This is a genomic window from Pseudomonas sp. NPDC047961 (assembly GCF_050272435.1).
In the GTDB taxonomy this organism is placed as follows: Bacteria; Pseudomonadota; Gammaproteobacteria; order Pseudomonadales; family Pseudomonadaceae; genus Stutzerimonas.
The window spans coordinates 346,949-359,837 of sequence record NZ_JBNNMD010000003.1; the positions used below are offsets into that span (position 1 = coordinate 346,949).

8 protein-coding genes are annotated in these 12,889 nt (G+C 62.5%); 2 read left to right on the plus strand and 6 right to left on the minus strand.

What is annotated here, in order from left to right:
* Positions 1-42: 42 nt before the first annotated feature.
* The 4 genes from mazG to cysM all read right to left on the minus strand — a co-directional run bounded on the left by mazG (position 43) and on the right by cysM (position 6,056).
* Entirely contained in the window at positions 43-873 is an 831-nt protein-coding gene (gene mazG / locus ACQKIK_RS12435) for a nucleoside triphosphate pyrophosphohydrolase (protein WP_499136150.1), read from the minus strand.
* Positions 874-1,418: 545 nt separating this feature from the next.
* Positions 1,419-3,665 carry a GTP diphosphokinase gene (gene relA, locus ACQKIK_RS12440; RefSeq protein ID WP_499136152.1) on the minus strand — a complete coding sequence of 749 codons (2,247 nt, stop codon included), beginning with the start codon at positions 3,663-3,665 and terminating at the stop codon, positions 1,419-1,421.
* A gap of 99 nt (positions 3,666-3,764) precedes the next feature.
* Positions 3,765-5,120 (minus strand): 23S rRNA (uracil(1939)-C(5))-methyltransferase RlmD, encoded by a 1,356-nt coding sequence (rlmD, locus tag ACQKIK_RS12445; RefSeq protein ID WP_499136153.1) that lies wholly within the window; start codon positions 5,118-5,120, stop codon positions 3,765-3,767.
* Positions 5,121-5,153: 33 nt separating this feature from the next.
* On the minus strand, positions 5,154-6,056 hold the full coding sequence (gene cysM, locus ACQKIK_RS12450; RefSeq protein WP_045431684.1) for a cysteine synthase CysM: 903 nt from the start codon (positions 6,054-6,056) through the stop codon (positions 5,154-5,156).
* 285 nt (positions 6,057-6,341) lie between these two features.
* Here cysM and ACQKIK_RS12455 point away from each other — a divergent pair, with 285 nt between their 5' ends.
* A complete protein-coding gene (locus ACQKIK_RS12455; protein ID WP_499136154.1) occupies positions 6,342-8,138 on the plus strand; it encodes a gamma-glutamyltransferase family protein in 1,797 nt (598 codons plus the stop codon).
* Between the two features lie 138 nt (positions 8,139-8,276).
* Here ACQKIK_RS12455 and ACQKIK_RS12460 read toward each other — a convergent pair whose 3' ends face one another.
* Complete coding sequence (locus tag ACQKIK_RS12460; RefSeq protein ID WP_177327074.1) at positions 8,277-11,030, minus strand: response regulator; 2,754 nt, start codon at positions 11,028-11,030, stop codon at positions 8,277-8,279.
* 125 nt (positions 11,031-11,155) lie between these two features.
* On the minus strand, positions 11,156-11,782 hold the full coding sequence (locus ACQKIK_RS12465; RefSeq protein ID WP_499136155.1) for a trimeric intracellular cation channel family protein: 627 nt from the start codon (positions 11,780-11,782) through the stop codon (positions 11,156-11,158).
* 121 nt (positions 11,783-11,903) lie between these two features.
* Here ACQKIK_RS12465 and ACQKIK_RS12470 point away from each other — a divergent pair, with 121 nt between their 5' ends.
* Positions 11,904-12,806, plus strand: coding sequence for an HTH-type transcriptional regulator ArgP (locus ACQKIK_RS12470; protein WP_499136156.1), 903 nt, complete (start codon positions 11,904-11,906; stop codon positions 12,804-12,806).
* Positions 12,807-12,889 lie beyond the last annotated feature (83 nt).

Below are 12,889 nucleotides of genomic sequence, written 5' to 3' on the forward strand. Positions count from 1 at the left end.
GGGTTCGTGGCCCTGACAACTTCCACGATTACGCTCCGGCTATCAACCGCAGGTCGGTATCTTTTCGGCTTTCTTGGCCTCGCCCCATAGCGCGTCGAGCTCTTCCAGGTCGCAATTTTCAATGGGCCGACCGCTATCCCGCAAGGCTTGTTCGATAAAGCGAAAGCGTCGCTCAAACTTGCGATTGGCCGCTCGCAATGCATTCTCCGGATCGACCTTCAGGTGCCGCGCCAGATTGACCGTGACGAACAGCAAATCGCCGATTTCCTCGGCAATGGCCTCCGGGTCGTTCTCGCTCATGGCCTCGAGGACTTCGTCGAGTTCCTCACGCACCTTGTCCACCACCGGCAACGCGTCCGGCCAGTCGAAGCCGACCTGAGCGGTGCGCTTCTGCAGCTTGGCGGCGCGACTCAAGGCGGGCAACGCGCTGGGCACATCATCGAGCAGCGACAGTTGCTCGGGAGCGACGGATTTCTCGGCACGTTCCTCGGTTTTAATCGCTTCCCAGCGCTGCTTGATCTGCGCTTCGTCGAGACGGGGCAACTCCGGCGAGCCGTAGAGATCGCCGTCAGGGAACACGTGCGGGTGCCGACGCAACAGCTTGCGGGTAATGCCATCAACGACCGCATCGAACTCGAAGCGGCCCTCCTCCTTCGCCAGCTGGCTGTAATAGACGACCTGGAACAGCAGGTCGCCCAGCTCACCCGGCAAATGATCGAAGTCACCGCTCTCGATGGCATCCGCCACCTCGTAGGCTTCTTCCAGAGTATGCGGCACGATGCTGGCGTAATCCTGCTGCAGATCCCACGGGCAGCCATGCTGCGGATCACGCAGCCGGGCCATCAGGTGCAGAAGGTCATTGAGCTGGTACATGAGATTCCTCGGTGAAAGCCTGAGAGTGAAGCTGAGCCCATTGTAGGGTGGATGACGCTTCATCCATCCACCGCAGCGTCGTCATGGTGGATGTAAACAGCGACATCCACCCTACGGTGTTACGAGCTCTTGCAGCGACCGTACGGCGCCGAGCGTCACGAGCAAAGAGCTGGCTAGGCGAAGCTCAACCGAAAAAGCGGAGTTGGCTGTTGCCAATGAGCATTTTTCGGTTGAGCTTCAACGTCAGATCGAGCGCAGCAGCTCGGAGCAGATACCAAACAAAAACAGACCTGACCGTCGCGAGCGAAGGCCAGACAAGGCGCAAGCTTGCTGAAAAAACGGAGTTGGCTGCTCCACTGAGCATGTCCAGGCCTCAGGGTAAACATTCTATCGAACCACCTCATTCATGCGTCCGGCCCCGAGCGTCGCGAGCGAAGAGCTGGCTAGGCGAAGCCCAACCGAAAAAGCGGAGTTGGCTTTTGCCAATGAGCATTTTTCGGCTGGACTTCAACAACGCCAGATCGAGCGCAGCAGCTCGGAGCAGGTCAGGAGGTACGCTGGCGCTTCGCCTCGATGATATTGGGCAGCTGCGAGATTCGGCTGAGTAGTCGCCCCAGCGCATCCAGCCCAGGTATCTCAATGGTCAGTGTCATCTGCGCGGTGCTGTCTTCCTTGTTCGAGCGGGTGTTGACGGCCAGTACGTTGATCCGCTCGTTGAGTAGGATCTGCGAAACGTCACGCAGCAGGCCGGAACGGTCGTAGGCACGAATGCTGATGTCTGCCGGATAGGTCTTCTCGGGGATCGGCCCCCAGCTGACCTGAATGATCCGCTCCGGCTCACGTCCGGACAGCTGCAACACCGAAGCGCAATCCTGGCGGTGGATGCTGACACCGCGCCCGAGGGTGATGTAACCGACAATCGGATCGCCCGGCAGCGGCTGGCAGCAGCCCGCCATTTGCGTGAGCAGATTGCCGACACCCTGGATCTGCACGTCGCCGCGCTTGCCCGGTTTGGTGCTGGTGGGGCGCTTCGGGATCAGCTCAAGCTGATCGTCGCTATGGCTATCCGGTTCCACCAGCTGCTGGGCATGATTGACCAACTGCGCCAGACGCAGGTCGCCGGCACCCAATGCGGCGAACATGTCTTCGGCGGTCTTCAGGTTGGCTTTTTCCGCCAGTTTGTCGAAGTCCACCGGCGGCAGATCGAGGCGACCCAGCTCGCGTTCCAGCAACGCCTTGCCGGCCGCGACGTTCTGGTCTCGGGCCTGCAGCTTGAACCAGTGGACGATCTTCGCCCGCGAGCGCGAGGTGGTGATGTAACCCAGGTTGGGGTTCAGCCAGTCGCGGCTCGGCGAGCCGTGCTTGCTGGTGATGATCTCGACCTGCTCGCCAGTCTGCAGGCTGTAATTGAGCGGCACGATGCGCCCATTGACCTTGGCACCCCGGCAGTTGTGGCCGATCTCGGTGTGCACGCGGTAGGCGAAGTCCAGCGGTGTGGCGCCCTTGGGTAGATCGATGGCATGGCCGTCCGGGGTGAATACGTAGACGCGATCGGGTTCGATGTCGACGCGCAGCTGATCGGCCAGACCACCAATATCACCCAGCTCTTCATGCCATTCGAGCACCTGACGCAGCCAGGAGATCTTTTCCTCGTAGTGGTTCGAGGTGCTCTTGACGTCGGTGCCCTTGTAACGCCAGTGCGCGCAAACGCCCAGCTCGGCTTCTTCGTGCATGGCCTGGGTGCGGATCTGCACTTCCAGCACCTTGCCCTCCGGCCCAAGCACTGCGGTATGCAGCGAGCGATAGCCGTTTTCCTTGGGGTTGGCGATGTAATCGTCGAACTCTTTGGGAATGTGCCGCCACAAGGTATGCACGATGCCGAGCGCGGTGTAGCAATCGCGAACCTCGGGCACCAGCACGCGAACGGCGCGAACGTCGTAGATCTGGCTGAATTGCAGGCCTTTCTTCTGCATCTTTCGCCAGATCGAATAGATGTGCTTGGCACGCCCGTCGATTTCGGGGTGAATCCCGGTGGCGGTCAGTTCGTCCTTGAGCTGCTGGACCACGTTCTGGATGTACTGCTCACGATCCAGCCGGCGCTCATGCAGCAACTGAGCGATCTGCTTGTACTGTTCAGGCTCAAGGTAGCGGAAGGACAGGTCCTCCAGCTCCCACTTGATGTGACCGATGCCCAGGCGATGGGCCAGCGGTGCATAGATATCGAACACTTCCCGCGCAACGCGGTGGCGCTTGTCGTCATCGGCGTTCTTTACCGCACGGATGGCGCAGGTTCGCTCGGCCAGTTTGATCAGCGCGACGCGCACGTCGTCGACCATCGCCACCAGCATCTTGCGCAGGTTTTCCACTTGGGTTTGTGTGCCCAGCACCAGCGACTCGCGCGGGTTGAGGCTGTCGCTGATGGCCGCCATGCGCAGCACACCCTCGATCAGCTTGGCCACCACCGGGCCGAAGTGCTGGTGCACCTCGGCCAGCTGGATCTTGCCTTCGCGCACGCCGCGGTAGATGACGGCCGCGACCAGGCTGTCCTGATCAAGCTTGAGGTCGGCGAGAATCTCTGCGATTTCCAGCCCAATCTGGTAACTGGAGGTGCCTTCACTCCAGAGGTTCTTTGCCGCGTTCGCCTGCTGCTCCGCCGCTCGGGCGAACTCGCAGGCCTGCTTGAGTGCGTCGCGGTCGAGTGCCGGGTCCATCCCCAGCACATGATCGAGCCAGCCATCGAGGTTGATGCTGCCGTCGGTGTTGATCGGCTGAAGCGCTCTGACCTGGACCATCTAATACCTTCCCTCTACGCATCATCTGCGTCGAATACGCCGGCTTTCTCGGAGCCGGTCGGTTGAACCACAGGCCGATCGCCTGTCAAAAAAACTGAACTACGCTGGCCGCTCGAAGAGTGCCATGGCCTCGACGTGCGCGGTTTGCGGAAACATGTCCAGCACGCCTGCTTGCTTCAATTCATAGCCCTGCCCGACCAACTCAGCGGCATCGCGCGCCAGCGTTGCAGGATTGCACGAAACATAGACCACGCGCCGTGCGCCTAAAGTCGCCATCTGCCGCACAATTTCCAACGCACCATCACGCGGCGGATCGAGCAGCACCGCCGCGAAGCCGCCCTTGGCCCACTGCGCCTCGATAAGCGGGTTCGACAGGTCCGCCTGATAAAAGTGCGCACTCTGAAGGCCGTTTTGCTCCGCATTGGTGCGCGCGCGCTCGACCATCTCGCCAATACCTTCGATGGCCACCACTTCTGCACCCTTTCGAGCCAGCGGCAAGCTGAAGTTGCCCAGCCCGCAGAACAGGTCGAGCACCCGCTCGCCCGCTTCCGGTGCCAGCCATTCAAGGGCCTGCGCCACCATTGCCTCGTTGACCGGCGCGTTCACCTGGACAAAGTCGCCTGGTCGCCAGGCCAATTCCAGATCCCATGCCGGCAAGCGGTAGCCCAACCTGTACGCGGGGTCCAATGGCTGCGCCGGACCCTCGCCTTGCAGCCAGAGCTGCGCGTTCTGCTCATTCGCGAAGTCGACCAAACGTTGTAGATCGCCCGACCCCAGCGCAGCGGTATGGCGCACCAGCACCGCCTCGGCCGTCCCGCTGAACATCTCCAGATGCCCGATCACTTGCGGCTTGTCCAATGCGTGCAACACGGCCAGTAAAGCCGGCAACAGCGTCTGCAAGGGTTGTACCAGCACCTGACATTCGCGAATGGCGACAATGTCCTGGCTGGCACTGGCGCGGAAACCGACGTCGAGCCGCCGCGCCTTGTGGTCCCAGCGCACTGCCAACCGTGCGCGCCGGCGATAGCCGAACTCGGGGCCACTGAGCGGCGCCGCCCATTGCTGCGGCTCGATCGAGGCCACCCGGGACAATTGCTCGGCGAGGCTGCGCTGTTTCAGTTCGAGTTGATCGGCCGCGCTCAGGTGCTGCAGGTTGCAGCCTCCGCAAACCCGCGCATGCGGGCACGGCTCGGCACGCCGCCGGTCGCTGGCAGCCAGCACCCGCTCGGTACGGGCTTCGACGATCTGGCTGCGGGCGTTCAGTACGCGCGCCTCGACGTCTTCCTCGGGCAAGGCCCCATCAACGAACCAGGTGCGGTTATCGAGAAAGGCGATGCCGCGACCATCGTTCGCCAGCCGCTCAATGCTCAGCCGCTGCTTCTTGCCGGTCGGAACCTGAGGCTTCTTCTCGCCACCGCTAGGCTGGAAGCGCAAGCCACCACTGCGTTTGGCCATCAGCAAATACCGCCTTCAACCGGCACGATAGGATCAATTGGGCTGGTCATAGACGCCTGTCGACAGGTAGCGATCGCCGCGGTCACAGATGATCGCAACGATCACCGCATTCTCGACTTCCTTGGACAGACGCAGCGCCGCCGCCACTGACCCACCTGACGACACGCCGCAAAAGATGCCTTCCTCGCGAGCCAGGCGGCGCATGACGTGCTCGGCCTCGTCCTGCGCCATATCGACGATTCGGTCGACGCGTTCCGCCTGGTAGATCTTAGGCAGATACTCCTGCGGCCAGCGGCGGATGCCGGGGATCGCTGCACCTTCCATGGGCTGCAGACCGACGATCTGGATGTCCGGATTCTGCTGCTTGAGGTAGCGAGAGACACCCATGATGGTGCCGGTGGTGCCCATCGAACTGACGAAATGGGTGATGCTGCCCTGAGTCTGCTGCCACAGTTCCGGTCCGGTACTGGTGAAGTGGGCCTCAGGATTGTCGCCGTTGGCGAACTGATCGAGCACCTTGCCGCGCCCTTCGGCAGCCATTTTCACCGCCAGGTCGCGAGCGCCTTCCATGCCCTCTTCCTTGCTCACCAGAATCAGCTCGGCGCCATAGGCCGTCATGGCCGCTTTGCGCTCGGCGCTGGAGTTGTCCGGCATGATCAGGATGAACCTGTAGCCCTTGATCGCCGCAGCCATGGCCAGGGCGATGCCGGTGTTGCCGGACGTGGCTTCGATCAGCGTGTCACCGGGCTTGATGTCGCCCCGCGCTTCGGCCCGCGCGATCATCGACAACGCGGGACGGTCTTTGACCGAGCCGGCCGGGTTGTTGCCTTCGAGTTTCACCAGGATGGTGTTGCTGGTTTCGCCGGGCAGACGCTGCAGGCGAACCAGGGGCGTGTTGCCGACACAATCGGCAATGGTCGGGTACTGAATTGTCATGGCTTCGATGGACCGCACAGCCTTTGAGAGGCGCACATGATAGCGGCAACCATCGGCCACGGGCAGACCGCGCTACCCTCGTGTCGGTCTGGCGGGGGTCACGAATCCGCTGCCGATGCGCCACACGCCACACCCGTTCGGCGAAGCAGGCAGACGAACGGCTCAGCACAACGAATGTACGAAGATATTACCAACCGCAGCGATCAGGCTTGGCAAACCGGGGTCAGTGAACTAGCCCTGTAAACAGCTACATCTTTTTCCTTCCGCCCAGACAAGGAACATCCCATGCATGTCGGACGAGCCGCCCTGGTTCCCTCGATTCTGTTGTTCAGCCTCACCGCCTGCACCCAACCGGACGGCCCATCCAGCGAAATCCCACCCGCCCCGGAAGCGTCCAGCGGCTACTCGACCAAGCCGGGCTGGGCCCTGCAGCGCTTTGCCGTTGCCGCTGCCAACCCGCTGGCGACCGAAGCCGGCTACGAAATGCTCAAGGCTGGCGGCAGCGCAATGGACGCCGCCGTGGCGGTACAGATGGTGTTGAGCCTGGTCGAGCCGCAATCCAGCGGGCTTGGCGGCGGTGCCTTTCTGTTGCATTGGGATGGCGAACACATCGCAGCACTGGATGGCCGAGAGACCGCACCGGCAGCGGTCGACGAACGACTGTTCCTGAGTGCCGACGGCAAGCCGATGGCATTTCTCGACGCCGTCGTCGGTGGTCGTTCGGTGGGTGTGCCAGGCGTGGTGAGGATGCTTGAGCGCGCGCACGACCAGTACGGCAACTTGCCTTGGAAAGCCTTGTTCCAACCAGCTATCGAACTTGCTGAAAACGGTTTCGAAGTCAGCCCACGCTTGCATGGCCTGCTGGTCAGCGATCCGGCCCTGCGCAAGGACCCGCGCGCCGCGGCGTTCTACTACCAGGACGATGGCGAGCCTCTGCCGGTCGGCCATCGCTTGCGCAATCCAGCTCTCGCTGCGCTGCTCAAGGACATCGCCGAACGCGGCAGCGAGGCGTTCTACACCGGCGCTAACGCCCGCTCGCTGGTCCTGCAGGTGAACACTCACCCGACCAACCCAGGCCGCATCAGCCTGAACGATCTCGAGGGATACCAGCCGCGCGAGCGGGACGCGATCTGCACGCTCTGGCAGAAGCGCTATCAGGTCTGCGGTTTCCCGCCGCCGTCGTCGGGGCACATTACGCAGATGCAGATCCTTGGCATGCTGGAACAGCTGCCAACGGTGCAGCCGCTCGATCAGGGCGTGCCTTCTGTCGAATTCCTGCACCGCTATACCGAGGCTTCACGACTGGCGTATGCCGACCGCGCCAAATACCTGGCTGACCCGGATTTCGTGCCGGTACCGGGCCGCACCTGGAACAGCATGCTTGCACCGAGTTACCTCAAGCAGCGCGCTGCACTGATCGGCCCACGCAGCATGGGCACTGCCGAGGCGGGCGAACCCGGCGAAATGCCGATCGTGTTCGCCCCGCAGGCGGCACAACCGGAATACGGCACCAGCCATATCAGCATCGTCGACGCCGAGGGCAACGCGTTGGCGATGACCACAACCATCGAGCAAGCCTTCGGCTCACGTCTGCTCAACGATGGCGGCACCGGCCTCCCCGGTGGCTACCTGCTGAACAACGAACTCACCGACTTTTCCTTCGAACCCTACGACGCTTTTGGTCGGCAGGTGGCCAACCGGGTCGAGCCGAACAAGCGCCCACGCTCGAGCATGAGCCCGACGCTGGTATTCGACGTCACCGGCGAGCAGTTTCTGGCGAGCCTCGGTTCCCCTGGCGGCGCGTCGATCATCCACTTCACCGCGAAGACCCTGCTGGGCATGTATGACTGGGGTCTGGATGCGCAACGGGCAATCGACCTGCCCAACTTCGGCAGCTTCAACGGCCCGACGGTGCTCGAAGCAGGACGCTTTCCAGCGAGCACGGTACAGGCGCTGAAAGTACGCGGCCATGAGGTCAACGAGACGGAAATGACCAGTGGACTTCAAGCTATTCAACGCACCGACAGTGGCTGGTTCGGCGGTGCCGACCCGCGCCGCGAAGGTGTGGTGATGGGCGAGTAACGCCTCGGCGACTGCCAGCCGTCAGGCAGCCCTGCGGCTGGCAGTCGCCGCGGGGCGAAACCTACACGTTCGAGTGCGTGATGGACGTCACCGCCGGAGGAGCCTCTTCGGGTAGTGCACTCAGGGACGACTTCTGCGCTAGACCACGCGCGCCTCGATCTCCAGCCGCTCAATGGCGCTGTCCAGCTCATCCAGTGCCTGGGCCGCGCTCGGGTGATTCTGCTTGAGCAATGTTTCGCTGCGTTCGCAGGCCGCCCGCAGCTGCGGGACACCGCAATAGCGGGTAGCGCCGTGCAAACGGTGCACACGGTCGATGGTGGCCTGCCGGTCATTGGCCAGACGCGTTTCGCGGATCACCTGGCGATCATCCTCCAGCGAGGCCAGCAGCATGCTCAGCATGTCCGCGGCCAGATCGGCTTTGCCGGCGGCCAGGCGCAATCCCTCTTCCGCATCGAGCACTTTGAGGTTGTTTTCCGGCGTCTGTGTCTCGAGGGGGGCTGCGACAAAGCTGCGCGCCAGCGGTAGGCCGGTCCACTTCAAGATCACCTGAGCCAGCTGCCGCTCGCTGATCGGCTTGGTCAGGTAATCGTCGAGCCCGCTTTGCAAGAGCGAGCGCTTTTCGTTGGACAACGCGTGAGCGGTGAGCGCGACGATCGGCATGGGTGGCTGTGCGCTGTCGTCCTCCCAGCGACGAATCGCCTCGGTGGTCTGGCGCCCGTCCATGCCAGGCATCTGCACGTCCATGAACACCAGATCGAAGGGCTTGTGCTTGACCGCCTCCAATGCTTCGGCACCGCTGCTTACCGCTTCGACTTCACCGCCCATATCGGTCAGCAAGGTTTCCAGCAGCAGCAGGTTGGCAGGGTTGTCATCGACGCACAGCACACGTGGCGGTCGGGTTTCCGGCACTGCGACGTTCTCGATCATGGTCTGTGGCGGGCGCAGCAGATCAAGCAGCACTCGCTGCAACTTGCGCGTACAGGCCGGCTTGCTTTGCAGCTGGGCATGGGTGTGCGATTCAGGCAATGCCTCGTGATACTGCGCCTGCTCGCTGGTCGGGCAAAGCACGATGCATTTGCAGCCCAGCCCTTCGAACTCCCACAGCCGCAGGCATAGCTGTTGCGGTGCGATTTCTCGATGAGTCACGCCGAGCACGGCTATTTCGATCGGTTTATCGCTGGTATGCGCCTCGAACACCGCCGCCTGCAGCTGATCCAGACTGTCGAACGGCAACACCTCCATGCCGCAGCTTTCCAGCTGATGCTGCAGGGCCTGACGTGTCAGCGGATGCTGTTCAAGCAAGCCGACCTTGCGCCCGAGCAGCGCTGCGCGCGGCAGATCCTCGATATCGTCACGCGCTTTGGGCAGGCTCAGGCTGATCCAGAATTCGGAGCCCTCTTCAGGAATGCTGTCGACCCCGATTTCCCCGCCCATCTGCTCGATCAGCCGCTTGGAAATCACCAGCCCGAGGCCGGTACCGCCGGGTTGGCGCGACAGCGAATTGTCCGCCTGGCTGAACGCCTGGAACAAGGCACGCAAGTCCTGATCGGTCAGACCGATGCCGGTGTCCTGCACGCTGATGCGCAACTGCGCACGGTCGGAGCGTTCATCCTCGACCATCGCACGGACGATGACGGTGCCTTCATTGGTGAACTTGATGGCGTTGCTGACCAGGTTGGTCAGGACCTGCTTGAGCCGCAGCGGATCGCCGACCAGCGACAGCGGCGTGTCGCGATAGACCAGGCTAACCAGCTCCAGATGCTTCTGGTGCGCCGCAGGGCCGAGGATGGTCAGGGTGTCCTCGATCAAATCGCGCAAATTGAACGGGATGTTGTCGAGGACCAGCTTGCCAGCCTCGATCTTCGAGAAGTCGAGGATCTCATTGATGATCCCGAGCAGGCTGTCAGCGGATTTTTCGATGGTCGACAAGTAGTCCTGCTGGCGTGGCGTCAGGTCGCTTTTCTGCAGCAGATGGGTAAAGCCGAGGATGCCGTTGAGCGGCGTGCGGATTTCGTGGCTCATGTTGGCCAGGAACTCGGACTTGATCCGACTGGCCTCCAGCGCTTCCTTACGCGCCAGGTCCAGCTCGATGTTCTGGATCTCGATGGTCTCGAGGTTCTGCTGCACGTCTTCGGTGGCCTGGTCGATGCTCTGTTGCAATTCTTCACGAGCGGCCAGCAAGGCTTCGGCCATACGGTTGATGCCTGCCGCCACTTCGTCCATTTCATGGCTGCCGAGCGCTGGCAAACGAGTTTCCAGGTGACCGTCCTTGAGCTGCGCCACGGCCACCTTGACCCTGTGCAGCGGCTTGCTGATTGCCGTACTCATGCGCAGCGCCAGCAGCGCAGTAATGATCAGCCCTGCGCCAATCAGCAACAGGCTGGCAAACAGGCTGCGGTAACCGCGCAGCAGCGTGCCTTGGTGCGACAGCTCCAATTCCAGCCAGCCAATCAGGCGGAGGTCGTTGTCGGGATTGTCTTCGGCGAGATTCAGATGCTTGCCAAGCACCGGCAGGAGGATGCGCGTGGTGTCGACGCTGCTGACCTGAGTCAGCGCTTCGGGATCGGTTGGCGGCGACGGGGTGATCATGTTTGGCCCGGCATGGGCCTGCAGATTGCGCTCGGCATCGAGGATGGACACCGCACGCACGTCAGGCTGATCCAGCACCTGATTGAGAATACGCTGCAGCCGCTTGCCGTAGCCCTGCGCCATGGCCGGCGCCGCCAACGGGGCCAACTGCTCGGCGATCAGCTGGCCGCGCGCATCGAGCTGATGGCGCATCTCCGACAGCTGCATCCAGGTGAAGTAGATGCCCAGCGCCACGGCTAGCACCGTGCTGGGCAACAAGATCAGCACCAGCACCCGACTCTTTATTCCTAGGTCTTTCAGCACGGTTCCATTCCCCTGGTGGCCAGTGCGCTAGTGTAGCGGCTCGAACGGCGGGAATCTGCGTTGCAAGACAAACGCGTGTCAGGCAGAACCAGGCGTGTTCCGATTGGGCGCCTGGCGTAGCGGACTCAGTCCAGCCCGCGGATGTCGCGCTCCTGGAAGTGCGGCAGCTGCCACTGGAAGGTCATCGCCAGCACCCGGAACAGGAAGCCCGCACAGAGCGTGGCCAGCGAGGCGATGGAGGTGTCGATCCCGAGCCAGAGCAGCGTTACGTAGAGCACGCCAGTGAACAGCGCCACCGTGGCATAGAGCTCGCGCCGCAACACCATCGGCACCCGGTTGCAGAGAATGTCGCGCAGCAGCCCGCCAAACACGCCGGTGATGACCCCAGCCAGCACGACGATCGAAAGGTGCACGCCCATATCCATCGCCACGCCGCAACCGATCACGGTAAAGGCCACCAGGCCGAGCCCGTCGACCAGCAGAAACACCTGCCGCAGGTGATGCATGTGCCGCGCAACCATCGCCGTGATGATCGCCGCGCCCACGGTGAAACCAAGGTACTCGGGGTGGGCGATCCAGCCGATCGGGTAATGCCCCAGCAGCACATCGCGCGCCGTGCCGCCGCCCAGCGCCGTCACCGTGCCGAGCATGCAGATACCGAACAGATCCATGCCGCGGCGCATGCCCATGATGGCGCCAGACATGGCTTCAGCCGTAATGGCAACAAGGTAGATGATGTGTAACAGGGTCACGGCGCGACTCCAAGGGGCATAAAGCTGAAAGGCGCGCAATTATGGGGCACACTCCTGTTTAATCGGTGTGGCTAAGTAAATTTAGGCTATACCAATATTTACTTAATCTGAGTTGCAGCTCTTGATTCTCGACCCCAAGCAGACCGAAGCCTTCCGCACCGTGATCAAGACGGGCAGTTTCGAGCAAGCGGCCCTGCGCCTGCATCTGACACCGCCTGCGATATCGCAGCGGGTGCGCGCCTTGGAAAGTACCTTGGGCAGCGCGCTGGTTGTACGTAGCCGGCCTTGCCGCCCCACAGAAACCGGTCAGCGGCTGATGCAATACCTCAAGCGCGCCACGCTGCTGGAAGCGGATCTGATGGCAGAGCTTGCCGAACGTAGCGATGCCCCGCTGGTGGTCGTCGCGGCACTCAATGCCGACAGTCTTGGTACCTGGTTCTTTCCAGCTCTAGCCGAGGTGCTGATCAAGGAGCGCGTACTATTGGACCTCACCGTCGAAGATCAGGACCACACCTACCGCCTGCTGGAAACCGGCCTTGCCATCGGCTGTATTAGCACCGAACCCAAGCCCATGCGCGGCTGTACGGCCAGCCCGCTGGGGAGCATGCGCTATCGCTTGGTGGCGTCCGCCGCCTTTCGGCAGCAGTACTTTCCCAACGGCCTGAACCGCAATGCCGCGCGCAAGGCGCCAGTGATCGCCTACACCAGCAAGGACCGCCTCACCTCTTCGTTCCTACTGCGGCAGCTGGGCCTGCCCGAGGGCGCCTACCCTTGCCACTACGTGCCTGGCGCCGAGCCACGCTTCAATGCGATCCGCTACGGGCTGGGCTATGGCATGGTGCCGCAGCCGTTGCTGCAGGATGCACTGGCCGAGGGCATCGTGGTCGACCTGGCCGTGGACGCGCCGCTTGACATCTCACTGTACTGGCACACCTGGAAGGTGCAGTCGCCGCGCATGGAAAGCCTGTCCCGCCAGATCATCGAAGCGGCGCCGAAAATCCTTGCGCGGCCCGAGGGGGCTTGATGAATGATTACCCGTCGATGTGTCCTGGTTCGCGAGCAGGCACGCTCCTACCTAAACGTGTGGCGTTAACCTGGCCCGCATCG